Annotated in this window: 22 protein-coding genes; 16 read left to right on the forward strand and 6 right to left on the reverse strand. The window is 41.6% G+C overall.

Going from position 1 to position 25,536, the window contains the following annotated elements; translation table 11 throughout:
• Window positions 1-29: 29 nt before the first annotated feature.
• Both BLS59_RS06860 and glmS read right to left on the reverse strand, forming a co-directional pair.
• Window positions 30-788: a polysaccharide biosynthesis/export family protein gene (locus tag BLS59_RS06860; protein WP_240315165.1), complete on the reverse strand. Its 759-nt coding sequence runs from the start codon at window positions 786-788 to the stop codon at window positions 30-32.
• A gap of 332 nt (window positions 789-1,120) precedes the next feature.
• Complete coding sequence (glmS, locus tag BLS59_RS06865) at window positions 1,121-2,959, reverse strand: glutamine--fructose-6-phosphate transaminase (isomerizing) (protein WP_091146650.1); 1,839 nt, start codon at window positions 2,957-2,959, stop codon at window positions 1,121-1,123.
• 478 nt (window positions 2,960-3,437) lie between these two features.
• Between glmS and BLS59_RS06870 the strand changes: the two genes are divergently transcribed.
• Window positions 3,438-4,751, forward strand: a complete 1,314-nt coding sequence (locus BLS59_RS06870) for an MBOAT family O-acyltransferase (RefSeq protein ID WP_240315166.1) — start codon at window positions 3,438-3,440, stop codon at window positions 4,749-4,751.
• 57 nt (window positions 4,752-4,808) lie between these two features.
• Window positions 4,809-5,744, forward strand: a complete 936-nt coding sequence (locus BLS59_RS06875; RefSeq protein ID WP_143014056.1) for a hypothetical protein — start codon at window positions 4,809-4,811, stop codon at window positions 5,742-5,744.
• 90 nt (window positions 5,745-5,834) lie between these two features.
• Here BLS59_RS06875 and BLS59_RS06880 read toward each other — a convergent pair whose 3' ends face one another.
• Window positions 5,835-7,247: a pectate lyase family protein gene (locus tag BLS59_RS06880; protein ID WP_143014057.1), complete on the reverse strand. Its 1,413-nt coding sequence runs from the start codon at window positions 7,245-7,247 to the stop codon at window positions 5,835-5,837.
• Window positions 7,248-7,716: 469 nt separating this feature from the next.
• On the opposite strand from BLS59_RS06880, the gene BLS59_RS06885 reads away from it, so the two are divergent.
• Complete coding sequence (locus BLS59_RS06885) at window positions 7,717-8,577, forward strand: universal stress protein (protein ID WP_162842570.1); 861 nt, start codon at window positions 7,717-7,719, stop codon at window positions 8,575-8,577.
• An 81-nt stretch (window positions 8,578-8,658) separates the two neighbouring features.
• Here the strand turns inward: BLS59_RS06885 and BLS59_RS06890 are convergent, their stop codons facing one another.
• Window positions 8,659-10,440 carry a hypothetical protein gene (locus tag BLS59_RS06890; RefSeq protein ID WP_091146669.1) on the reverse strand — a complete coding sequence of 594 codons (1,782 nt, stop codon included), beginning with the start codon at window positions 10,438-10,440 and terminating at the stop codon, window positions 8,659-8,661.
• Window positions 10,441-10,601: 161 nt separating this feature from the next.
• Here BLS59_RS06890 and BLS59_RS06895 point away from each other — a divergent pair, with 161 nt between their 5' ends.
• The 11 genes from BLS59_RS06895 to adhP all read left to right on the forward strand — a co-directional run bounded on the left by BLS59_RS06895 (window position 10,602) and on the right by adhP (window position 21,188).
• A complete protein-coding gene (locus BLS59_RS06895) occupies window positions 10,602-12,992 on the forward strand; it encodes a heavy metal translocating P-type ATPase (protein ID WP_091147431.1) in 2,391 nt (796 codons plus the stop codon).
• Window positions 12,989-13,150, forward strand: coding sequence for a cbb3-type cytochrome oxidase assembly protein CcoS (ccoS, locus tag BLS59_RS06900; RefSeq protein ID WP_091146671.1), 162 nt, complete (start codon window positions 12,989-12,991; stop codon window positions 13,148-13,150). Before BLS59_RS06895 ends, ccoS begins: the two co-directional genes overlap by 4 nt.
• Before the next feature lie 82 nt (window positions 13,151-13,232).
• Entirely contained in the window at window positions 13,233-15,359 is a 2,127-nt protein-coding gene (ccoN, locus tag BLS59_RS06905; RefSeq protein ID WP_091146676.1) for a cytochrome-c oxidase, cbb3-type subunit I, read from the forward strand.
• A 7-nt stretch (window positions 15,360-15,366) separates the two neighbouring features.
• Entirely contained in the window at window positions 15,367-15,558 is a 192-nt protein-coding gene (locus tag BLS59_RS06910) for a hypothetical protein (RefSeq protein WP_091146678.1), read from the forward strand.
• Window positions 15,555-16,445 (forward strand): cbb3-type cytochrome c oxidase N-terminal domain-containing protein, encoded by an 891-nt coding sequence (locus BLS59_RS06915; RefSeq protein WP_091146681.1) that lies wholly within the window; start codon window positions 15,555-15,557, stop codon window positions 16,443-16,445. Before BLS59_RS06910 ends, BLS59_RS06915 begins: the two co-directional genes overlap by 4 nt.
• 4 nt (window positions 16,446-16,449) lie before the next feature.
• A complete protein-coding gene (gene ccoG, locus BLS59_RS06920; protein WP_091147434.1) occupies window positions 16,450-17,823 on the forward strand; it encodes a cytochrome c oxidase accessory protein CcoG in 1,374 nt (457 codons plus the stop codon).
• 4 nt (window positions 17,824-17,827) lie between these two features.
• On the forward strand, window positions 17,828-18,250 hold the full coding sequence (locus BLS59_RS06925) for a FixH family protein (RefSeq protein WP_091146684.1): 423 nt from the start codon (window positions 17,828-17,830) through the stop codon (window positions 18,248-18,250).
• Window positions 18,247-18,936: a sulfite exporter TauE/SafE family protein gene (locus tag BLS59_RS06930; protein WP_091146688.1), complete on the forward strand. Its 690-nt coding sequence runs from the start codon at window positions 18,247-18,249 to the stop codon at window positions 18,934-18,936. Before BLS59_RS06925 ends, BLS59_RS06930 begins: the two co-directional genes overlap by 4 nt.
• 15 nt (window positions 18,937-18,951) lie before the next feature.
• A complete protein-coding gene (locus tag BLS59_RS06935) occupies window positions 18,952-19,686 on the forward strand; it encodes a YoaK family protein (RefSeq protein WP_091146692.1) in 735 nt (244 codons plus the stop codon).
• A gap of 89 nt (window positions 19,687-19,775) precedes the next feature.
• The gene (locus BLS59_RS06940; RefSeq protein ID WP_091146695.1) at window positions 19,776-20,123 is read left to right on the forward strand and encodes a hypothetical protein; all 348 of its coding nucleotides are present in this window, start codon (window positions 19,776-19,778) and stop codon (window positions 20,121-20,123) included.
• A gap of 27 nt (window positions 20,124-20,150) precedes the next feature.
• Window positions 20,151-21,188: an alcohol dehydrogenase AdhP gene (adhP, locus tag BLS59_RS06945; protein ID WP_091146699.1), complete on the forward strand. Its 1,038-nt coding sequence runs from the start codon at window positions 20,151-20,153 to the stop codon at window positions 21,186-21,188.
• Window positions 21,189-21,244: 56 nt separating this feature from the next.
• On the opposite strand, the gene hemN is transcribed toward adhP, so the two are convergent.
• Window positions 21,245-22,618, reverse strand: coding sequence for an oxygen-independent coproporphyrinogen III oxidase (gene hemN / locus BLS59_RS06950; protein ID WP_091146703.1), 1,374 nt, complete (start codon window positions 22,616-22,618; stop codon window positions 21,245-21,247).
• 11 nt (window positions 22,619-22,629) lie between these two features.
• On the reverse strand, window positions 22,630-23,646 hold the full coding sequence (locus BLS59_RS06955; RefSeq protein WP_091146706.1) for a 2-hydroxyacid dehydrogenase: 1,017 nt from the start codon (window positions 23,644-23,646) through the stop codon (window positions 22,630-22,632).
• Between the two features lie 502 nt (window positions 23,647-24,148).
• On the opposite strand from BLS59_RS06955, the gene BLS59_RS06965 reads away from it, so the two are divergent.
• A complete protein-coding gene (locus BLS59_RS06965; protein WP_091146712.1) occupies window positions 24,149-24,586 on the forward strand; it encodes a thioredoxin family protein in 438 nt (145 codons plus the stop codon).
• Window positions 24,573-25,526: an FAD:protein FMN transferase gene (locus tag BLS59_RS06970; RefSeq protein WP_091146715.1), complete on the forward strand. Its 954-nt coding sequence runs from the start codon at window positions 24,573-24,575 to the stop codon at window positions 25,524-25,526. Before BLS59_RS06965 ends, BLS59_RS06970 begins: the two co-directional genes overlap by 14 nt.
• The last annotated feature ends 10 nt before the right edge of the window (window positions 25,527-25,536 follow it).

The following is a 25,536-nucleotide window of genomic DNA, read 5'->3' on the forward strand; positions in this document are numbered from 1 at the left end:
TACTGTTTTGATATCTCTAAAACTATGTTCTATCTTTTCAAAAGCACTGCTGCTAATACGGCTAAGGCAGAAATAGATGCTATGACCACTGGCAACATTCGCGTATTCTGACTATACTCAACTGCTTTTGATTTATCAGGTTCCACGTAAACAATATCGTTTTGTTTAAGGTTGAAATAAGGTGAATCCATTGCTTCAACGTTATTGAGGTTAAGCCGGTTCATGGTTTTGCGCCCGTTTTCGTTACGGATTACCAAAACATTATCCCTTCGTCCATAAACCGTCATATCGCCGGCCATGCCCAATGCCTCAAGCAAGTTCACATTTTCATTAGTTATTATAAATGTTGATGGTTTGTTAACCTCACCTATTACGCTTATTTTGAAGTTTAAAAGCTGAATATCAACCACAGGGTTTTTAACAAACGCAGATAGCTTTTTTGATATGTCGGCCTGTGCGTCTTCAATGGTTAGTCCTTCAATTTTGTAATCGCCTATAAGCGGCAAATTGACCATTCCTTTTTCATTCACTTTATACCCGCTCTGATTTGACTGGTTGTTTGCTCCTGCAGTTTTATTACTATTGAACAGAAGGTTTGATTCGGGATTTGAACTATTAACTGTTACACTTAAAATATCTTTTTGATGAATAATTACCGTGCCAGGTATATTGTTATTTACAGCACCGGAGTTTGCCATGTTACTGAAATATACCAGATCACGGCTTCCGGCACAACCGGTTACTAATAGCAACGCTGAAAGGATACTGTATAGGTTAATTTTTTTCATCATTAATAGTTTAGGAGTTGGGAAACTATTTTGAACGGTTTGGTTTATAGATCAAATTTATCTATTTGGGCATTGATAGTATACGGTTTTGGGCGATTGTCGTTTTTTTGTAAACATGTAACATTGTCTTCACAGTATTTGTAAAGACTTGAGGTAGAGGCGTGTAAAAGCTGTAAAAAGATGCTGTAAAGCATGTGTCTGCGGCATCATTATTTTTGAAAAGTGACGTTAATTAAAAAAACAAAAACAAAAAAAGCCGGAAGAAAAATCTTCCGACTTTGACTGATTTGTACCCTATTATTTATCCTATTTAATAATCCGGCCTTTCACCGTTATTCTACAGTAACCGATTTGGCCAGGTTGCGTGGTTGGTCAACGTTACAGCCACGCTTTACGGCTATATGATAGGCGAGCAGTTGTAATGGAATAGTTGCCAGCAAGGGTAAAAAAGCTTCGTCGGCATCAGGTATTTCAATACAATGATCGGCCATGTTTTTTACTTTGGTATCACCCTGGGTTACAATAGCTATTACTATTCCCTTTCGGGCTTTAACCTCCTGTATATTGCTGATAACTTTTTCATAGGATGAGTTTTTTGTAGCAATGAATATTACTGGCATCTGCTCATCTATTAACGCAATGGGGCCGTGTTTCATTTCGGCAGCGGGATAACCTTCTGCATGAATATAGGAGATCTCTTTTAATTTCAAGGCTCCTTCCAAAGCAATGGGAAAGCCAAAGCCCCGGCCGAGGAAAAGGCAATTTGTCGCGTTTTTTATTTTTGAGGCAATTTGCTCAATCAGTTCATTATCCTGAAGAAGCGTTTGTATTTTATCGGGTATGGCATCAAGCCCCGTTAGCAAGTCGATGAGTTTAGCTGGCGGTAATGTTTTCTTGTGCTGTGCTATAAATAAAGCTATTAAAGTTAAAACGGTTACCTGGGCTGTAAAAGCCTTGGTTGATGCTACGCCTATTTCTGGTCCGGCATGTGTGTAAACCCCCGCATCAGTTATTCGCGGAATTGATGCACCAACAACATTGCAGATGCCCAAAATAGTTGCTCCTCTTTCTTTAGCTATCTCAATAGCGGCCATGGTATCGGCTGTTTCGCCTGATTGTGATACTGCGATCACAACATCTTTATCGCTAATTATGGGATTGCGATACCTGAACTCAGATGCATATTCAACCTCTACTTTAACGCGCCCATATTCTTCAATAAGATATTCGCCTGTTAAACCCGCATGCCATGAGGTTCCGCAGGCTATGATGATTATTCGTTCTGCATTTTTTAGTTTGTCGGTATATTGTTTAATGCCGCCCAGCTCTACCTTTCCCTCAAGAGGAAATATGCGGCCGCGCATACAATCTCTTATTGAACGTGGCTGCTCAAATATCTCCTTCATCATAAAATGTTCAAAGCCACCTTTTTCCAATGATTCAAGCTTTAGTTCCAGTTCCTGTATCAATGGGGTTTGTACTACATTATTTAATTTCTTTATTAAAAGCTGGTTATGTTTTATTAATGCTATTTCGTTGTCTTGTAAATACACAACGTTTTTAGTGTATTCAATAATAGGGGTAGCATCTGAAGCAATAAAATATTCGTCTTGGCCAACTCCAATAACCATGGGGCTTCCTTTGCGGGCAGCTACCAGCTGGTTGGGGTTTTCCCGGTCTAAAATAACAATGGCATACGCACCAATTACCGTATTTAAAGCAAGGCGAACGGCTTCTAACAAATCTGTTTGTTCAATATTTTGAATTTCCTCAATTAAGTGAATCAAAACCTCGGTATCAGTTTCACTTTTAAATGTGTGCCCCCTTGCAAGAAGTTCTTCTTTAAGGATCAGATAATTTTCAATGATGCCATTATGAATAATATGTAAACGGTTATCATTTGAACTATGCGGATGCGAATTTGCATCAGACGGCGCACCGTGTGTGGCCCACCTGGTATGCCCTATAGCAACATGGCCGCTTTTGTCCTTGTCCGCAGTTTCTGCTTCAAGGCAGGCCACTTTTCCTGCTTTTTTATGTACACTGAAACCTGCACTATTTATAATAGCAATACCGGCGCTGTCATAACCGCGATATTCTAATCTTTTAAGGCCATTCAGCACAATAGGCCAGGCCTCTCTTGATCCGATGTAACCAACAATTCCGCACATGTTTTTGGGGCTTTAATGATAAATTAAGTTTAGATGTTACTTTGTTTAGTAAAGTTATTTGATTGATAATCAATAAAATAAGCTTTTGCTTAATTGCCCGGATATTGTAAATATGGCTATTGTTTACACATTTAAACTGTGAAAGGATGTCAATTGCTTTACAGCTATTTGTTAGGTGGTTAAATTAGTAAAGTTGATTATCAGCCGGTAGCGTCATAACGGTTGTTCTTAAACCTGTAAACTGCGGCGTATGGTGTTGTAAAGTTTGTTTCGTGATTTTACACAATGATATACGATTGAAAGGGTACTATTTTATATCGTTTTATTTTCAGGTAGGTTTAGTTAACCAAAAAGCCTGACAATGATATTCAATTCGTTTACTTTTCTTCTTTTTTTTCCAATAGTAACGGTTTTATATTTCCTGTTACCTCACAAATTAAGATGGTTGCTGCTGCTTGGAGCAAGCTGCTATTTTTATATGTTTTTTAAAGCAATTTATATACTCATCCTGTTTTTTACAATAATTATTGATTATACCGCCGGGATTTATCTTGAAAAAGTTAAGGAACCTAAAAAGAAAAAACTTTTATTGATACTAAGCCTTACGGCAAACATTGGGGTGCTGGCCGTATTCAAATATTTTAATTTTTTTAACAATAATTTATCTGGCCTGCTGGAATGGTGGGGATATACTAATCCAATTCCGTTTTTGCAGATATTGCTTCCGATAGGCTTGTCATTTCACACTTTTCAGGCCATGAGTTACACCATTGAGGTGTATAGGGGCAATCAAAAAGCCGAGCATCATTTTGGTATTTATGCCTTATATGTTATGTTTTATCCGCAATTGGTTGCAGGTCCTATTGAAAGGCCCCAAAACCTGCTGCCACAGTTTAAAAGCGAACATCGTTTTAATGCCCTGGACGTTTCCGAAGGATTGAAAAGAATGTTGATCGGCTTTTTTAAAAAGGTTGTTGTTGCCGATAGGTTATCTATTTATGTGAAAACCGTTTTTAATAATTATCCTGAACACGGATCGGTCACAATAATGCTGGCTTTTTTATTTTTTGCCGTACAGATCTACTGCGACTTTTCGGGCTATTCGGATATTGCCATAGGCAGTGCCAGGGTTATGGGCTTTAAACTGATGGAGAATTTCAGGCGGCCTTATTTTGCAAAAAGTATAAACGAGTTTTGGAGCAGGTGGCATATTTCCCTTTCAACATGGTTTAAAGATTACGTGTATATCCCGTTGGGCGGTAGCCGGGTTAGCAAAGGGCGGCTGTATTTAAATTTATTTGCAGTGTTTATGATAAGCGGCCTGTGGCATGGCGCCAATTGGACATTCATTGTTTGGGGTGCTTTACATGGTTTTTACCTGATCTGCGGAATGGTAACTCAAAAATGGAGGGCAGCAATTGCAAATAAAATAGGTTTAGGTGCCGGAATATTTGCCAATTTTTTGAATATATCTTTCACAATATTTCTGGTTACTATTAGCTGGGTATTTTTCAGAGCCGTGTCGTTAGGGCAGGCCTGGGATTTGCTCAAAGGGGTTTTTATTTATAAACCGGGATTTTTCATAGGCGAACCTTCCTATTTTCTATATGATCTTATGGCCATAGCCGCTTTGTTTTTTTACGAATTAAAGCAGGAGTACAACATTCATTCATTGCGGTTTCTGCACAGTGAAAGGTTAGTGGTACGCATGGCTTCGTATATGGCATTAGTTTTTTTAATCCTGTTGTTTGGCGTTTTTGACGGGGGACAATTCATTTATTTCCAGTTTTAAATTATTATGCAATTTGTAAGAAAAATCAACACTCAATTTTTTATCAGGCTGTTATTAATGATACTGGCCTTTATAGCCGTTGATCAGGCAGCAGGTGCTTTCATTTATTATTTTTTTACACGCCAGGTTTCGGGCGAGTTTGCCGTTGCTAATCATGTAGTTTATAACTTAAATGAAGATGTATTGATTTTAGGCAGTTCAAGGGCCTCACATCACTATAACTCATCACATATAAAGGATGGTTTGAAATTAAGTTGTTTTAACGGCGGAAGAGATGGCGAAGGGATTTTATACAGCACCGGGATATTTGAACTGGCATTGCAGCGCCACATCCCTAAAGTTGTTATTTTAGATGTTAACAGTGATGTGTTAACTGAAAAGGAGGATGAAAAGAATAAGCTTTCAATTTTACTCCCTTATTTAAAACAATCGGATGTTGTTGCAAACATGATTGTAAAGAAAGGGAAGTTAGAGTTGTTAAAAAGCAATCTGCAAACTTATCGTTATAACGGCCAGCTGTTTTCCATATTTCAGCATCACTTTTTATCGTCAGGAAACACCGTTATGGGTTTTAACCCTTTGGATAACAAAATGGATGCTGGCAGGTCTTTTAGCCGGAGTTCTTCACTGAAACCATATGCAGACAATATATCTGCCGATAATGTAGATGCCCTGAATTTATTTATAACAGAATGTAAGCGGCAAAAAATCCAGCTTTTTGTTTTTGTATCTCCCCGGTATAATGATGATACCAAACTAAACTCTTATTTAAAACTAAAAAGTATTTGTAATAGCAACGAGGTTGTTTTTCATGATTTTACCAATGATGTATTTTTTAAAAATGCAGCGTACTATTCAGACAGGGCGCATCTAAACAGCAGGGGAGCCGATTTGTATACCGACACCATTGTGGCTTTTATGAAAAAAAGGTTAACTCCTGCAGTTAACGGTCAATACTTAAGTGAAAACGAAACTCAGGCAGATGAGAATTAATATTGCATTGCAATCGGCATCAATAAAAAATAAAGGCCGCTTTTATGAATAATCATAAAAGCGGCCTTTTACTTAAGTTTTGTGAATAATTTAATTGACTGTTTTAACACCAGCTCCCGCTGTTACTACCGCCGGCACGTTTGCCGCAGCATCAAGAAGTGAACTATAAGCGTATGACGGTACCCAGGTTGATAAAGCTGTGGTAATATTGTTGGCACCGCAATTTGAATAAACGTTAGTTGAGATCCCGCTAAAATAACCTACAGGGTCACCATCTAAATTAGTAGTAAGCGGTTTTTTACAGTTTGAGAAATACTCATTATCTGTCCTTACCATACCACCGTATCTCGCGCCTATAGAGTATCCATCATTGTTCAAGTGATAGTTGTTGTACATATGGATACTTCCAAATACCAAAGTTGGTTCCCTTTCACCTATATTATACCAGTAATTGTGGTGCAGGGTAACGTGTAATTTGCCTGTGTTGGCTGCAACAGCATCGCTTGTTACCGAACCAATAAGTAATGATAAATTGGTGTCATGGAATTTATTCCATGAAATGGTTACGTAGTCAGAACCTTCGGCAACACCAATATCTTTACCCCAATAATCCCAGCCATGGGTGCGGTCGGTCGAAAAATCGCAATGGTCTATCCAAACGTGGTGCGATTGAAATTTAACATATACACCACATTCTGTAACATAGTTTTTAAAGGTAACATTTTGAATGATGATGTTGCTAACGGTGAACAGATACAGATTCATACCCTGTAAAACTGCGCCGGTTTTACCTATAATGGTGGTGTTTGAACCAACATAAACAGGATCTAATCCGGCTCCTTTTATTGTACCGGTAACATATACAATTTTAGCCGAAGAGCCTGCTACGGCCGCTTTAAAAGCAGCCAGGGTACTTACTGTTACAGTAGTACCGCCTCTGCCGCCGATTGTTGTTCCGCTAACAGCAGCATATCCGGTTAATACTGTACTTAAAGCAGAACCTGTGGCTGGTGTTGTTACTGGCGCAGTAGGGGTTGTTGTACCGCTGCTTGCTGTGCTGGTAAGGGTGTAAGTATACTTTCTTCCATTTGTAATCGGGCTGCTATTGTCAGAAGTTGAGAAGTACAATCCGTTACTCCAGTGACTGAAAGCACCTTTACCAATGTCTCTGATGTCACTATGAACAGCATGGGCAGGACCTAACGCAACACCGTTTTCATAAACTTTAAGTGTTGATACGGTTGGTTGCGTATTTGAATCACCGTCTACCGGAATAGGGCTGATTTTGTAAGAATAGCCTTCATCTTGCCGAATCGAAGATGCATCCATTGAGTAAACCGTAGGGGCAACAGCTGTGGTTGCAAAACTTGCCTGGGTTGATAAAGCATTAGTTGGGGTTGTTACTGTTGTGTCTGCACTTTTTGAGCAACTACCGATGAGGAAAAGCGTACTCAATGCCAAACTGCCAAAAGTCATTTTTTTTAGGGATTTTGTTTTTTGCATGTTATAATTTTTAATTAAGGTCACGAAACGCGGTCTTATATTAAAAATTACCGTTAATTTTTACTTAAAGATATATACCAAAAGCATAGATAGTTCAAAAACGCTTGTAATGTTGTTTAAACGTATAAAAAAGTGTGAATCTGTAAAACATATAGTTGTAAAGGGTTGCACACTTTGTGACATTCAAATGACTAATTTGCTTTTTAGGAAACTTTTCTCGTGTATCCTATTTATGTTGCAAATGCTAAATTTAACACTTCGTATTGATGATCATTCCAATATTCTTCGTGTTTAATTTGTTGTAGGACAACGATAAGAAACGACTAATCTTAGAGAAATTAGATAGCTTCATTTTTATATTAATAAAAATGAAGCTATCTAACCTAATATCATGACAGATAATGACCATCGTCATTATTCTCTCCCGGCGTTTTTCCCAGCTTTACAGCAACAAATAAATACTCAACTCATGAAAACCTTACTTGTTGCTACAGACTTTTCGGCAAATGCCAGGCATGCTGCTGAATATGGATATAGTTTGGCAAAACAGATAAAAGCCAATATCGTATTGTGTAATGCGGTAATCGTACCGGCAGAAGTACCCCAATCGGGAATGGTTGCTTGGCCTATGTATGAATCTGATGAATTATTGACGGATAGTTCTAATGAACTTGAAAAATTAAAAAAACATCTCGAAAAAACTGACCATGGTCATGACTTTAAACCTGCCATCAGTTTTAAAAATGGCCCGGGCACTGTTACCGATGTAGTGCAAAGCTATGTAAGCAACAGTAAGGTTGATTTGGTTGTAATGGGAACACACGGTAGCAGCGGGCTAAGCCAGTTTCTGTTGGGTAACCACAGTAGTAATATGATCAATAATACCACCAAGCCACTAATGCTCATCTCGCCCGAAACACAGGTTTTGCCTGTAAAAAAAATCGCCTTCGCTACAGACTTTACACATCCCGAAAGTGATTTGGAATGTTTATATCACCTCATTCCGCTGGCTAAATTGCTGGGCGCGGAGATATTGTTAACTCATATTTATAACGAGCAAACACAATCGCCAGCATTAGAAAAAGCAATTAAACACTTTATGACCGAAGTTTCTAACAAAGCCAATTACCCGCATATATATTACCGAAGCATAAAAAACAGCCATATGGAAACCGGCCTGGGCTGGTTATGCGAACACGGGCAGGTGGATATGCTGGTAATGGTTCACCGTCCGCATAGTTTCTTTTATAAGTTGCTGAAAAGTAGTCATTGCGAGAAAATGGCCGGACATATAGCGGTGCCCTTACTGGTGTTCCCTGCTGCTGAATAGTTAAAGCCAAGTTTGTTTTATCACAAAAAAAGACACCTTTATTAGGTGTCTTTTTTTGTGATAGTTAGTTGATAAGAAGTGTTAAATAAGCGTGCCGTCCAATTTATGTTCTGCTACTCCCAGCTCTGCATAAAGCGTTTGCATCAAGGCCGATGTCTGGTCAGGTAATTCGTTAAAAAGTTGTTTGTAATAGGCTATACCGCTTATCAGCTGCTCTTTAAATTTGCCAAACTGCTTTGCTTTTTTATCTGTAAGCTCCTTCAGGTGTTTTTGCAGGTCGGTTTGTAAGTAATCGATATACAAGTTTAATTCTTTGATAAACATGTGCGGCCTTTTAACCTGGGCCAGCAAATCAAGTTTGCCGTAAATGTGTTTTACCATTTCATCCAGCGAATAGGTACGGTTAAAGTAGGCAAGGTTGGGGCCGGGGCAAACTGCCACCGCTTTGTTTTCTTTGGGCTTGCTGATATTATATTTAATGTAGGCCGACGAACACAAACCTTCGCAAAGGCATATTTTTTCGGTTACTGAATCATATTGCTCCTGATATTCCTCAGGAGCAAGGTTCGATGTTTGTAATTGGTTGATCTTTAATCGCTGATATTCCCTGGATGCCGTGCAAATGGGTTGCACTGTAAATTCGGTATTGGTACACAGATATTTTTTTGTGCAGGGACTGCCCGGCCTGCCGGCTTCAATTCGCGCTAATCTTTGGTTTTCGCTACTGGCCTGTTTAAAGTTATTGAATAATATACCCAAGGGCGATGAGGCACTCAGGTAATAATCTGATTCCTGGGCTCCTGCTAATTGCAGCAGTGTTTCTTCGTCTACATTGGTTGTTTCGGGAACCAAAAGGAAGGGGCTACCCCAGCCTGTAGCATCTAACTGATAATGTTTTATTAAAAACTCGTTTTCTGCAGCTGTCCCTATACCTCCCTGTACGCTCAGTTTTTGTTTTGGAGCATTAGCGGAAATGATACCTTTTTGAAGAAGAGCCGTTTGATATAGCTGAAATAATTCGGCGATCATACCGCCTCGTTTTTGTTTAAACTCTTCCAGTATCGGCCCTAACAAATAACCTTCGGTTGCAAAGGCATGCCCGCCGCAGTTTAGCCCTGATTCTACCCGGAATTCGGATACCCATAAACCCTTCTTCGCCAAAAATTTAGCCTGAATCAACGCCGACCGGAAATCGCTTACTTTTAAAATGATCTTTTTCTGCAGATCTCCGTTTTTGTCAGGAAAGAAAGCATCAAAAGTTTCCAGGTAACTATACAATTTAGGGTTCATCCCGGCAGATAAGATAACTGATGAGCGGAGGTTGCTGTTTGCAAACCCACGCAGGGCTGCCTGGGCATCTGTATTTTCATCGCCCATATAGTCTCCATTTGCGCTAAAATTCATCTTGTCGACTTTAGACATGATGTTCACATCGATGGCGCCCTTTGTCATCATTCGCCGCAATATATGCTGAAACAGGGCTTTGTTTTCACCTTCGGGATAATCCATCATCAGTTCGTAACCTGCTTTTAGCTGTGAGCTATCCGGCAATAATTCAAAATAACGGCAAATATCGCTGCCAATTTCAAATGGCTGGCTGCGCAGGTAATCAAATTGTTCATTAACCAAACTATGCAGCAGGTTAAGGTAAGCGGTGATGCGTTTGGCGCGGTAATCTGCGGCTGTTTTGGAAATCGGCATAAATGGTCTTTCATTTTCTAACGAATGATATTCGCGCATGCGTTCTATCAATTCGTCATCTACAATGGATAGTACGGAAGATATACCGTAGCGGGCAACTTTAAGCGGGGTATCAATAGAATAACCCAAACCTAAAACAGGGATATGAAAAGTATGGCTCATAAATAATTTTAATTGACGGACCTGCTTTTATCGGCTGGTGCCGTTGCCAAAGCTATGTGGTATCCCGGTTTCTAAAACTGACGAAGATCACATTCTGAAGTATTGATGGTCACGCTTTGATGGGCAATAAACCGGCAGCTTTGGATATTAAAATCCGAAAGATGACCGAAAGCAAGACCATGGAAAAAGTTGCCTGCTACCATTGCGGCGACGATTGTTTAACAACAGCTTATGTTGTTGAGGAAAAAAGCTTTTGTTGTAATGGCTGTAAAACCGTTTTCGAGATACTATCCGCCAGTAAAATGGCTAACTATTATAGCTATAATGACCATCCGGGTGCCACAAGGGCACGTACAGACAAGCGCTTTGATTATTTAAGTTCAGCAGATATTGTAAACGAGCTTGTTGATTATACCGATGCCCAGATCACCATAGTTACCTTTTTTATCCCGCATATTCATTGCAGTTCATGCCTTTGGCTGCTGGAGCAGTTGAACAGCATTAATCCCGCTATTCACTATAGCCGGGTTGATTTTTTGAAAAAGCAGTTGAATATCCGGTTTGATCAGCAAAGGATCAGCTTACAGCAGGTGGTGGAACTATTATATGATGTAGGCTACGAACCGCTCATTAGCCTGCAGGATATCATAAAAAAACAAAACGGACTGAACAAAGATAACCTTGTGCAAAAGATTGCCGTTGCAGGTTTTTGTTTCGGCAACGTAATGCTGTTAAGCTTTCCCGAGTATTTTGGCATTGCTGAATACGAGAGTACATTTAAGCACTTTTTTGGCTGGTTAAATATCCTGTTTTGCCTGCCTGTTGTTTTTTATAGTGGCCAGGGATACTTTGTAGCGGCCTGGCAAAATTTAAGGAAAAAGATATTTGGGATAGATTTTCCTTTAGCCTTAGGTATTGGTGTTTTGTTTATTCGTACTTGTGTTGAAGTGATCACCTACACCGGAGCGGGCTTTGCCGATACCCTTTGCGGCCTGGTTTTCTTTTTACTGGTTGGCAGGTTTGTACAGCAGAAAACATATCACCATATTTCATTTGAGCGCGATTACCGGTCGTTTTTTCCGGTAGCGATACATATTCTTGAGGATGGTATAGATAAGCCCGTTCCGCTTTCGCAATTAAAAACAGGTCACCGCGTACTCATCCGCCATAATGAGATCATCCCTGCCGATGCTATCTTGTTAAAAGGAGAAGCATTGATTGACTTCAGTTTTGTAACCGGAGAGAGTATACCCGTAAAAAAGACGCTGGGTGAAGTGATTTACGCGGGAGGCCGTCAAACCGGTGAAGCGATTGAATTAGAAGTAGTGAAGCCCGTATACCAAAGCTACCTTACACAGTTGTGGAATAACGAGGCCTTTACCCGGCAAAAAGATAACCGGATGCAAACCTTTAATGAAAAGGTAAGCCGGTATTTTACCATTGTATTACTAACAATCGCTTTTGGCTCCCTGCTTTTTTGGTTACCAACAGATGTAAGACGGGGATTTGCGGCTTTCACGGCCGTGTTAATAGTAGCCTGCCCCTGCGCACTGGCTTTAAGTACCCCCTTTACCATGTCGGCAGCGCTTTCTGTGTTTGATCGTAATCTATTTTATTTAAAAAACGTGGCAGTGGTTGAGCAATTGGCGGCCATTGATACCATTGTGTTCGATAAAACCGGCACCATTACCACCGGTAACAGCAAGGAAATAAAAATTGACGGGCTTTTATCAACGAAAGAACAATTGCTTATTTATAGCACCTGTATCAATTCAACACATCCCTTAAGCCGGATGATCTGCCAGTATTTAGGAACCCAGCAACGACTGGAGATAACGCGATATGCAGAGATCCCTAACCTGGGGATACTGGCAACTATTGATGGGCATCGTATACGGATAGGCAGTTCCAAACTGGTTTTGGGTTATAAAGAAATTGACGACCAGGTTAGTAAAGTTTACCTGATGATGGATGAAGAAGTACTCGGCTTTTTTGAATTTACACACCGTTATCGCGAGGGAATGGAAAATATCGCAAAGCTTGATGTTTCTTATCAAACCTATTTACTTTCCGGCGATCAGGATCATGAACGTATGGAGTTATCCCGGTTTTTCAAAAGAGATACAACCATGCATTTTAACCAATCGCCACAGCAAAAACTGGATTTTGTACAGGCGCTGCAACAGGATGGCAGGCAGGTAATGATGATGGGTGACGGGCTTAACGATGCCGGGGCTTTAAAGCAAAGCAACCTTGGTATTGCTGTAACCGACGACGTGAATAACTTTTCGCCCGGTAGCGATGCCATTATGGATGGTCGGTCGTTTCATAAGCTGCCGGCATTTCTGCGGTTTTCTAAGGATACCATCAACATTATCCGTTTTTCATTTTTGATCTCGCTTACCTATAATTTTATCGGACTTAGTTACGCTGTAACAGGTAAACTTTCGCCATTAACAGCTGCCATTTTGATGCCTTTAAGTACGGTAACCATTATCTCTTTCACCAGCCTGGCAACACACTTCGCGGCCAGGAAAAGAAAACTAGCATGAGCATTATCTACTTTTTAATAGGGTGCAGCGTATTACTTGCACTGCTTTTTTTAGCAGCCTTTTTTTGGGCACAGCGCAGCGGCCAAAACGATGACCTGTATACTCCATCAATGCGCATCCTGCTTGATGATGAAGAAGACCCGCCCGCAGAAAAGTGACCGTTATCACTTATCAGCACAACATGTGTCATTCCTCAAAAGTTCAGCTCCATCTAATTTTACCATATCATAAAAACACATTATGCAGCCCGAAAAATTTTACTACGACAATAAGATAGTCCGCAATTTTGGCATTGCTACCGTTCTCTGGGGGATCATCGGCATGACGGTAGGCCTCATCATCGCCATACAATTGTATGCCCCCGGCATGAATATGAATAACCAGTACACCACTTATGGCCGCATTCGCCCGTTGCATACCAACGCGGTGATCTTTGCATTTGTGGGTAATGCCATTTTTATGGGTGTTTACTATTCATTGCAGCGGTTACTAAAAGCCCGTATGTACAGCGATTGGCTCAGCAAGATCCATTTTTGGGGCTGGCAACTGATCATTGTATCCGCAGTTATAACGCTGCCATTAGGCTTCACCACCTCTCACGAATACGCCGAGTTGGAATGGCCTATTGATATCGCCATCACGCTTATCTGGGTGGTATTTGGTATAAACATGTTCGGTACGATATTTAAACGCCGGGAACGACACCTGTATGTAGCCATCTGGTTTTACATCGCCACATTTGTTACCATAGCGGTTTTGCACATCGTTAACTCCATGGAGCTACCCATATCAGCCTGGAAAAGTTACTATATCTATGCAGGTGTGCAGGATGCATTGGTACAATGGTGGTACGGGCATAACGCGGTAGCTTTTTTCCTCACTACGCCTTACCTGGGAATGATGTATTACTTTCTGCCTAAAATGGCCAACCGGCCTATCTACTCCTACAAGCTAAGTATCCTGCACTTTTGGGCGCTTATATTTATCTATATCTGGGCCGGTCCGCACCATTTGTTGTATACTACCTTACCGGGCTGGGCGCAATCGTTAGGTATAGCGTTTTCCATTATGCTTATCGCGCCAAGCTGGGGCGGTATGATCAATGGTTTGTTAACCCTGCGCGGCGCCTGGGATAAAGTGCGTGATGATGTGGTACTGAAATTTATGGTGGTTGGCTTAACCGCCTACGGTATGGCCACTTTTGAAGGCCCTATGTTATCCCTGAAACAGGTAAACGGCTTTGCCCACTTTAGCGATTGGATCATTGCCCATGTACACGTTGGCGCCCTGGGCTGGAACGGTTTTTTAACTTTCGCTATCCTTTACTGGGTAATCCCCCGCATCTATAAAACAGAATTGTTCTCCAAAAAACTATCGGCCTTCCATTTTTGGATAGGTACGCTGGGGATATTATTTTATGCGATACCTATGTACTGGGCAGGGTTTACCCAAAGTCTGATGCTTAAAGAGTTTACACCTGAAGGTATGCTCAAATATCCTAACTTTTTAGAAACTACCCTGCAAATCTTGCCCATGCACATGATGCGTTCTGCAGGCGGGGCCATGTACCTGTTGGGTGTTATTGTAATGGCCTATAACCTGGCCCGCACCATGATGCAGGGTAGTTTGGTTGCGAATGAAGCCGCGCAAGCAATGCCATTGGCACCCGCAAACACAGTAGTGAAGGAAAAAAGCTGGCACCGCACACTGGAGCGTAAACCTATTCAAATGATGATAGCAGCTTTGCTGGTGATCCTGGTGGGCACATTTATAGAACTGATGCCAACACTTACGGTTAAATCCAACATTCCAACTATCGCCAGCGTGAAACCATACAGGCCGCTGGAATTGCAGGGACGGGATATTTATATTAGGGAGGGTTGCGTTAATTGCCACTCACAAACGGTAAGACCATTCCGGTCAGAAACTGAGCGGTATGGTGAATACAGCAAGGCCGGTGAATTTGTATACGATCACCCGTTTTTATGGGGATCAAAACGTACCGGGCCCGATTTGGCGAGGGAAGGCGAAAAGTACGGCAATGCCTGGCATTATAACCACCTGATGGATCCAAGACTTATGTCGCCGGGTAGTATTATGCCTAATTATGATTGGCTGATCTCTCAAACGCTGGATACCACAACCACCCGGTCAAAAATTAATGCCATGCGTACGCTGGGCGTGCCTTATGCACTCGGTTACGAAAACATAGCTAACCAGGATCTGGATAAACAAGCCAATGAGATTTCTGATAACCTGGCTAAAGACCATATTAAGGTAAAAAGCAATAAAGAGATCATAGCCATCATCGCCTACCTGCAACGGTTAGGGGTAGATATTAAAGCAAATAAAACCGGTAATAAATAATCCTATCATGTTTAAACAATTCACAGAAAACATCACCGCTAATCAGGGATACCTGCTTTTTTCCCTGGGTATCTTCTTTGTATTTTTTGTAGTAGTAACCATTATGCTTGTAAGGCTGCGTAAGGAGCATGTAGCGCACATGAGCGATATGCCCCTGCATGATGGAATCCAGGAACCTAAAAAACATAAGGAGTTATGAAGTACTGCCGTATAATTTTAATGTTTTGCCTTATAACCATAACCGGTACAGCATCGGCCGATAACCTTATTGCCGGCGATGTGCAGAATTACCTTGCCTATGGTGCTATCGTATCAATGCTTTTGCTTATTGTAATTGCCCTGCTGGTGCTTGTGCGTACGTTCAATGTACTTACAAAGGTGGTACTGAAATCTGAAGGGTATACTGATGCTCAGATACAGGCCCAATTGCATCCACCTAAAAAAGCAAAAAAGCCGAAAGGGGAGGTGTGGAACAAGCTGCTTTCGCTGAGGCCAATGGCAGAGGAAAAAGAATTGCTCATTGAACATGATTATGACGGCATTCAGGAACTGGATAACCCGATTCCCGGGTGGTTTATGTACCTGTTTTATGCCACTATCATTTTCGCGGGGGGATATCTGCTCAATTACCATGTGTTTCATACCGGGCAATTACAATATGAAGAGTACAAAACCGAGATGGCGCAGGCAGATATAGCTAAAAAGCTATACCTGAGTAAATCAGCCAACCAGGTTGATGAAAATACGGTGAAACTGGTAACCGATCCGGAGATATTAAAAGCCGGTCAGGTGATCTTTACGCAAAACTGCAAACCTTGTCATGGAGAACACGCAGAGGGTAACGTAGGGCCAAACCTAACAGACGATTTCTGGCTGCATGGCGGCAAGATCAATGATCTCTTTAAAACCATTAAATATGGCGTGCAGTCCAAGGGGATGCCTACCTGGGAAAAGCAATTATCACCAAAGCAAATAGCTGATGTGGCTAATTATATAAAATCCCTGCATGATACCCACCCGGCCGGTGCTAAGGAACCACAAGGTGTTAAAGATGTGGCAGATGACAAGCTTGCCTCAACCAAATAAAACTATGGACGGATTACTGGCGGGAAAAGAAACAGGTGAAAGGAAGTGGATGTATCCGCTGCTGCGTAAGGGCGTTTTATACAAATGGCGCAGTTGGGTTAGTTACTTTTACCTTATCATATTTTTTGCCGGACCGTTTATACGCATTAATGGCCAACCTTTGCTGCTGCTGAACTTTATGGAAAGGCAGTTTGTAATTGCCGGGCAGGTTTTTTGGCCGCAGGATATTTTCCTGTTCGTGCTGGCTACATTGGTTTTCCTTGTTTGTGTGGTGCTGTTCACTATTGTTTTTGGTCGTGTGTTTTGCGGGTGGATCTGTCCGCAAACCATTTTTATGGAGATGGTTTTCAGGAAGATAGAGTTTTGGATAGAAGGCGATGCAGGCAAGCGCAAAGCGCTGGATGCAAAACCCTGGGATAAGGAAAAAGTAATAAAGAAAACGGGCAAGCACCTGTTGTTCCTGTTTTTTTCCTTCCTTATTGCCAATACCTTTTTAGCATACTTGATTGGGAGCGAAGGGTTGTTAAAGATCGTTACCGAACCGGTGATCCTGCATTGGTCGGGTTTTATAAGTATCTGGGTGTTTACCATCATCTTTTATTTGGTATACAGCCAGGTGCGCGAGCTGGTGTGTACAGTAATATGCCCTTACGGGCGCTTGCAAGGTGTATTGCTTGATCAAAATACTTTAGTGGTTGCTTATGATAATTTACGCGGAGAACCACGTGGAAAATTATCCAGAGATACGGAACTTAACGCCTCGAAAGGGGATTGCGTGGATTGCGGTTTATGTGTATCCGTTTGTCCTACAGGCATAGATATCCGTAACGGTACACAAATGGAATGTATCAATTGTACCGCCTGTATTGATGTGTGCAATGAGGTAATGATCAAAATTAAAAAGCCGGTTAACCTGGTTGGTTTTTATTCTGAGAATATGATCCAAAATAAGGTGAAACCATCATTTACCGGAAGGATGAAGGCTTACACCGTTGTTATCACGCTGTTAATTACCATATTGTGCTATTTTATATTTAGCCGCAGCGATCTGGATATGACGGTGATGCGCGGCGCAGGAATGCTATACCAGGAACAACCGGGCGGCTATGTAAGCAACATATACAATGCAGAGATTATTAATAAAACCAAGACTAATAAACTCATCACCATACAGCCGGTTGATCCTGCCGTTAAAGTGAAATACATACAGGCACCTGGTGCCATTATTGGGGGTACAGCCGTAAAAACTGTCTTCTTTTTATTGATCCCGGCAAGCCATATTCATGAAGCAAAAACGATGGTAGGCTTACAGCTTATTCAAAATCATAAGGTTATGCAAACGGTAGAAACCACGTTTGTAGGGCCTGTAAACAATTAATCATATGAACTGGGGAAAAGGAATTGTAGGCGGAATGGTGCTTTTTATGCTGTTTATCATTAGTATGTGTGTATACATGTTTAGGGTACCCGAAGATGGATACGACCATCAGTATTATGAAAAGGGCCTCAATTTTGATAAGGATTTTAATAAAGAGCAGCAGGTTCAACGGGATCATGCCCGTCCTTTAATTGAAGTTTCAGGGAAAACGGTAAGCATCACTTTTATGAAATCCGCAGCGGGTACCATCAAGTTTGTAAGACCGGCAAGCGAAGCATTAGATAATGTTATTAAATTGGATAGCACAAGTGGACAGCGCATCGATATTCCCGTTCAGCGTTTGGCAACCGGCCGCTGGCAACTGGTATTAAATTGGGAAAGCGGTCATAAAGCATATTTATACCAGCAGGAGATCTACATCAAATGAGTAGCAACAGCATCGCTTTCTTTATCGGCCTGTTTGGCAGCGTGCATTGCATCGGCATGTGCGGTCCGCTTGCGTTGGCTATTCCGTCTTTCCAAACCAAATGGTGGTTTATAGTAAGCGATAAATTGCTCTATAATGTAGGTCGCGTGATCACTTATTCGTTTTTGGGATTGTTGGTTGGCTTTTTGGGTAAACAACTTTGGCTTGCCGGTTTACAGCAGGGGGTAAGTCTTTTAAGCGGCATGTTTATTATTATGGCGGGTTTGTCGCGGTTGTTTAAAATAAGGTTTTCAAAAAAAGCGGGCATATCTAAATTGATGTTACCTTTTATGCAATTATTGAACTACGCGCTTCAGCATAAAGCAGGCCATTTATTGGTTGGCGTTCTGAATGGGTTCTTACCTTGCGGCTTTGTTTACCTGGCATTAGTTGGCGCAATAAATACAACATCACCTATATCGGCCGCGCAATATATGTTTTGGTTTGGCATGGGTACCTTCCCGCTGATGCTGCTGGCTACAGTTAGTGCTGGCTTTGTTGGTCCGGTAATTCGCCGTCGCATAAACCGTACAATGCCGTACCTAATGGTTTGCCTGGGATTTTGGTTCATCCTGCGCGGGTTAAATTTAAATATCCCATACCTGAGTCCGAGCGTACAGTCGTCGGGCATTGGTGTTTGTCATTAATAAATCTCAATTTATATGTTAAGGCACCTGGGAACCAAACGAACTTACGGGCATAATGTTAAACTGGCTTCCTTGCTGGGCTTAACAGCCGGATTTGTTAATGCTGCCGGCTTTTTAGGTTTCGCGGTTTTAACCACCAATGTTACCGGTCATGCGGCGCTGTTTGCCGAGCGTATTGCTTTGCAGGATTGGAAAGCCGCCAGGGTAATTGCGCTTTGGATGTTTTTGTTTTTAGCTGGGGCATTTATCTCCGGCCTTATTGTTTCCCGCATCGGTAGAAATCAACGCTTCTCTTACGTGGTTCCTATTTTAATTGAGATAGTCATATTGCTTGCGGTAGCCCTTTTTGGTTATAGATATAACTATAGCCTGGTAGCCAAGGAGGTTTTTGCCGGTAGTTTACTTTTTGCTATGGGCTTGCAAAATTCGCTGGTGTCTATGGTTTCGGGCTCAGTCGTCAGAACAACACATCTTACGGGTACCTTTACAGATCTGGGGATAGAACTGGCGCAATTCCTTCAAAAAAACTCAGACGATCATGCTGCCCTGGTATCCCGGATCAAGCTGCGCGCGGTAATTATTTTCTTTTTTATGTGCGGCGCTTTGGGCGGGGCTTACCTGTTTCGTTTGATGAGGTTTTATGCGTTTTTGATACCAGTATGCTTATTGATTTATGCCTTAATATACGATGTTTTCCGGATAGCTGTTAAGCGCTATTACCAGCAATTACATCATCCGCTTAAGGGCTAAAAGTGACGAAGATCACTTTTTAGATAGATGCCCATCATGGCCTAAAACGTTGTCCTTAATCATCTTTGATGTATTAAAACATATCAATTATGGCAACTTTAAAATTAACCTCCCCAACCTGGGAAGTAACAACATCTAATCAAATCAACAATACAACTTTATGGAGCAAATGGCTGGCAATAGCCGATGGTCAGGCTGGTAACAAGACCGGCTGGTTCCTGTTTTCATTAGTACTACAGGGTGTGCTTTTTTTACCCATCCCGGCAGTTTTAATGTATTATTATGATGCACCAATTGCTGTATTGGGCGTTACAATGATTTTATTTTTCGCCAATATCATTGCGGGTATGGGTGGTTCAGGTATCAGAACGGTACTATCTTTCTTTGTAGCAAGCGTGCTCGTTCATGTTATCATGCTGGCCATATTCATTATATAAATAAAAATACATCTCTAACAAAAACATATGCTCCCTAAAAAAATGAAAGCTGCCGTGATCCATGAATTTGGACAAGCGCTGCACATAGAAGAAATGCCGGTGAAAGAACCCGGCGAAAACCAAATTGTAGTGAAGGTAATAGCCTGCGGCGTATGCCATACCGATCTGCATGCCTGCCAGGGCGACTGGCCTGCCAAACCTAAACTGCCGCTGATACCGGGGCATGAAGCCTTGGGTTATGTGGTTGCCTTAGGCCGCGGCGTTAAAAATGTAAAAGAGGGAGATATTGTAGGTGTACCCTGGCTGTTTAGCGCCTGCGGTTGCTGTGAGTTTTGCATCACCGGTTGGGAAACATTATGCGATACGCAACAGAACGGCGGTTATAGTGTTGATGGCGGTTTTGCAGAGTATGTTACCGCAGATGCAAGATATGTGGCGCACTTTCCGGCTAATATCAACTTTACCCAAATGGCGCCCATCATTTGTGCCGGTGTTACGGTGTATAAAGGCATCAAAGAAACAGAGGCTAAACCGGGTGAATGGATAGCTATATCTGGCATTGGTGGCTTAGGGCACCTCGCTGTTCAATATGCCAAGGCGATGGGTTTGCACGTAGCCGCCATTGACATTGCCGATGATAAATTAAACCTGGCTAAAAGCTTAGGAGCCGACTTAACTGTTAACGCTTTAGAAAAAGATCCGGGTGAGTTTTTAAAGAAGGAAACCGGCGGCATGCATGGCGTATTGGTAACGGCAGTTTCGCCTATTGCTTTTAAACAAGGGATCTCGGCATTAAGGCGCAAAGGTACTATTGCCCTGAATGGCTTGCCAAAAGGGAGTTTCGATCTGCCGATATTTGATACTGTTATCAACAGGTACACGGTCCGCGGTTCAATAGTTGGTACAAGGAAAGATATGCAGGAGGCAATTGAATTTGCGCTGGACGGGAAGGTAAAAGCAACTGTTCACACCGCCAAACTGGAAGATATCAACTCGGTGTTTGATGAAATGAAGAAAGGGGAGATTGAAGGGCGCGTGGTATTGGAAATAGCTAAGCCTAATTAATTACAACAATTATATATGATGAGATGAGGAGAACCTAACAAGTTCTCCTTTCTTTTTTAGATAGCCATGCTAAACAACTGTGTAGCAGGTTTATCAGCCCATAACCTTGCATCAAATGCCATACTGATGTTTCTTAAAAAGCCTTTGCCTAAGGGAGTTACTTTAAGTCCCCATGAATTAAGCTCAATTAATCCGTCGTCGGCCAAAGGCTGTAAGCGATCTATACCGGCAAACAGGGAAACGCAGGGCTCCAGGTGATGATTCCATGTGGTTTCGCCTTTACACATGATGTTTTGGATGTGTTTACGGATCACCAGGTCATCGGCAGTAAGCAGGTGTCCTTTAAATACGGGCAATGCTCCTTGTTTTGCAAGCTCCAGGTATTCTTCAACATTTTTCACATTCTGGGCAAAAGCATACCCCGAATCGCTAATGGCCGATACCCCAAGTCCTATCAATAGTTGCGTGTGCTGATTGGTGTACCCCATGAAATTACGATACAGGGTGCCGTTTTTAAGGGCGGTGAACAGCTCGTCGCCCGGCAATGCAAAATGGTCCATACCTATCTCTGAATAGCCGTAACCATTCAACAAAGCACGACCGGTTTCATGTAATTTTTTCTTAGCATCGGCATTAGGCAAGTCGTTTTCTGTAAAACTGCGCTGACCCGGTTTTATCCAGGGTACGTGTGCATAACTGTAAAAAGCAATCCTATCGGGCATCAACTCGGCTACCTGTTGTATGGTGGCGGCCAAACCCTGCAAGGTTTGTAATGGAAGGCCGTAAATGAGATCATAATTAACAGATGTATAACCAATGCGGCGTGCTTGCTGGGTAACCACCTGCACCTGCGCAAAGCTTTGGTGCCGGTTAATTATGAATTGAACCGCCGGGTCAAAGTCCTGGATGCCCAAGCTTAATCGCCTGAACCCGAGGTCATACAATACCTGCAAATGATCAACCGTGGTATTGGCCGGATGCGCCTCAAAGCTAAATGCCGCATCGGGGTGAATATCTGCATGAAGAAGTATGGCACTAATCAGCGTTTTTAAGTTATCCGCATTAAAAAACGTTGGCGTACCGCCGCCAAGGTGAAGCTCGCGGATGACTGGTTTTTTACCGAAAATATTTTTATACATAGCCCACTCCAACAGCAGCGCCTTTATGTATGGTTCTTCAACGCGGTGGTTTTTAGTGATGCGGGTATTGCAGCCGCAATAGGTACATAAGCTTTCGCAAAAAGGCAAATGAATATAAATGCTGATCCCTTCTGAATCATTACTTTCATTGATCGACCGTTTAACAGTATACTGCCATTCATCAATATCGAAAGCGGCAGTGTCCCAATAGGGCATTGTTGGGTAACTGGTATAACGGGGCAATGCCACGTTGTATTTCGCGGCAAGGTTAATGTTTTCAGGAACGGGCATGGTTTTAGTTTTTAAATGATGTCTTTAACGGCCCTGCAATCTTTCTGACAAATGCAGGCTTTACCTACGCATTTATTTGATTGCCATAGATCAAGGTTTTTGATGGTTTGATCGGCTATTTCCTGCAGGGCTTCTTTGGTTAAATAGGCTTGGTGCGGTGTTACCAATACGTTAGGGTAATTTAACAAGCTGTGCAGCAACGGGTCTTTTACTAAATCATCCTCATGGTCCTCAAAAAACAGTCCCTTTTCAAATTCATAAACATCAAGACCTAAGTATCCTATTTTTCCGGTTTTTAGCGCTGCCAATACATCTGTTGTTCTGATGAGCGCACCCCTTGAGGTATTAATAAGCATAACACCGCTTTTCATCCGGTCAATAGTTTCTCTTTTTATGAGGTGTTTTGTGGCCGGGGTTAATGGTAAGTGAAGCGAGATGATATCGGCAGTAATGATAAGTTCATCAAAGGGAACCGATTTTACATACGGTATATCGCCCTGGTATGCAGGATCGTGAGTTATAACCATACAACCCAGGCCATAAAATATTTTTGCAACAGCTTTACCTGTATTACCAAGGCCTATAAGGCCAACTGTTTTGCCCGAAAAGTTAAAACCGATAAGTTCATCATTCCTGAAATCGAAGCTGTGACTATGCTCATCTGCGGTAATTAAATGGCGATTTAAGGCAAAAGCCAGGGCAATTGCGTGTTCGGCAATAGCCTGGGGCGAGTAGGAGGGTACGTTGGCGAGTTTGATACCAAATTTATCAGCGGCCTCTTTATCTATATGGTCCGTACCGGTAGATCGGGTTACGATGTATTTTACGCCCGATTTTGCCAGTTTTTCAATAACTACTGCCGATACATCATCATTGGTAAACACAATCACAGCATCCTTACCATCTGCATATATCGCAGTATCCGGGCTCAGTGCGTTGGATATCAGCGTGATGTCGTGCTTTTTTTCGTTGGCTTTAGCCAGGTACTCTTTTTCAAAAGGTTTGATACTATAAGCTACCGCTTTCATCCTATTCTGTTTTATTAAACAAAATTAGCACTTGGGTGCTGTCCTATGTATGTTCAGTATCAGTCAAAAATATGATGCTGGTCAGTTTTTTATTTTTTTTCGGCCAAATTTGATCCAGTATGATAATTGTGCCGCATTTTTTACTATTGGGGGCTTCAAATACCTTATAGCCTGTCAGTTGCAGGATTTTAGTTTTGCTGATAGTATGAGGAATGAAATAGTGAATAAGGTGCCATGTTGTTGATTGATCCTCATTTGTCTTTAGTCACTTTTGTCATCAATAGCTTGTTGTTAAAATATGTTAAATAGCCTGTTCTTCATGTTAACTACAGATTCTGTAGGTAATATTGATCTATGTTTAAACAGCAGGTTTAATCGATACAAAATAGGCGTTAATCTATACTCCATTATAAAGTCGGGATTATAACTGCAAATTCATAAGGTATTTAAACTAAGGGATTAATCCCCCTTCAGTAATTATTAATTGTAATAATTGATTAAGATGAAACTATTGGTGATCACGTTTTTAGTACTGCTTAATTCCCCGTTAAGCTGGCTTGGCGATTTTAACAAGGCGCAAACCGAGGCACATCAGTCGCACAAATTAATATTGATCAACTTTTCGGGATCAGACTGGTGTGGTCCATGTATCAGATTACGAAAGGAGATCCTGGAATCGACCACTTTTGAAAATTATGCTGCCGGCCATCTATTGCTGGTAAGGGCAGACTTCCCCCGGCAGAAAAAAAATCAATTAAGTAAAGAGCAGGTAAAACTTAACGAAACATTAGCCGACAAGTATAATGCCGATGGCAAATTTCCATTTACACTGCTGGTAGATGAACGCGGGAAAATTTTAAAACAATGGGATGGTTTTCCGGATGAAACTCCCGAAAAATTTGTGGAGCAAATCAATCAGTTTACTAATGGTACAAACTAAAAACGAAACCGCCAGTCTTGCGCTTTACAAACGCAGCTTACGTTTAATGGGCAACCGTTTTGAGCTAAGTGTAGTTGCCGGCGATGAGCAATGGGCTAACGAATGTATTGATGCAGGAATAGTCGAAATACAACGTATTGAAACGCTGCTCACAACTTTTAACAATGAAAGTGAAACCAACCAAGTAAATAATAGTGCCGGAATAACTCCTGTACAGGTTAGCAAGGAAACCTTTGAATTGATAAAACGATCTGTAATGATATCAAATATTACACAGGGCGCTTTTGATATAACTTATGGTTCCATTGATAAAGGGCTGTGGAACTTTGATGGAAAAATGACCAAACTCCCCGATCCTGGTACAGCTAAAAGCATGGTAGGCCTTATAAATTACCGTAACATTATCCTAAACGAACAGAATTTAACTGTTTTTTTAAAAGAGCGGGGTATGCGCATAGGTTTTGGTGGTATTGGAAAGGGTTACGCTGCAGAAAGAGCCAAACAGGTAATGAAAGATAAGGGGGTGCTGAATGGCGTGGTAAATGCATCAGGTGATCTTACTGCCTGGGGAAGTCAGCCCGACGGGAAAAAATGGTCAGTTGGGGTTGCCAACCCCGATGCATCACATCAAATATTTTCTTACCTCGCCATATCAGATCTTGCTGTAGCCACATCTGGCAACTACGAAAAGTTTGTGATAATTGATGGTAAACGTTATTCGCACACCATTAATCCGCGTACGGGTATGCCGGTATCCGGTATTAAAAGTGTAACCATTATTGCTACCAATGCCGAAATAGCCGACGCCATGGCAACCCCTGTTACCATTATGGGGGTTTATGCGGGGCTGGATCTGATAAACCAAATGAAAGATATTGAAGCCATTATTATTGATGATAACGATAACTTATATACCTCAAATAACATAAATATCACTTAATACCCCTAAT

Origin of the sequence: Mucilaginibacter pineti (assembly GCF_900101875.1) — a bacterium.
Classification (GTDB): domain Bacteria; phylum Bacteroidota; class Bacteroidia; order Sphingobacteriales; family Sphingobacteriaceae; genus Mucilaginibacter; species Mucilaginibacter pineti.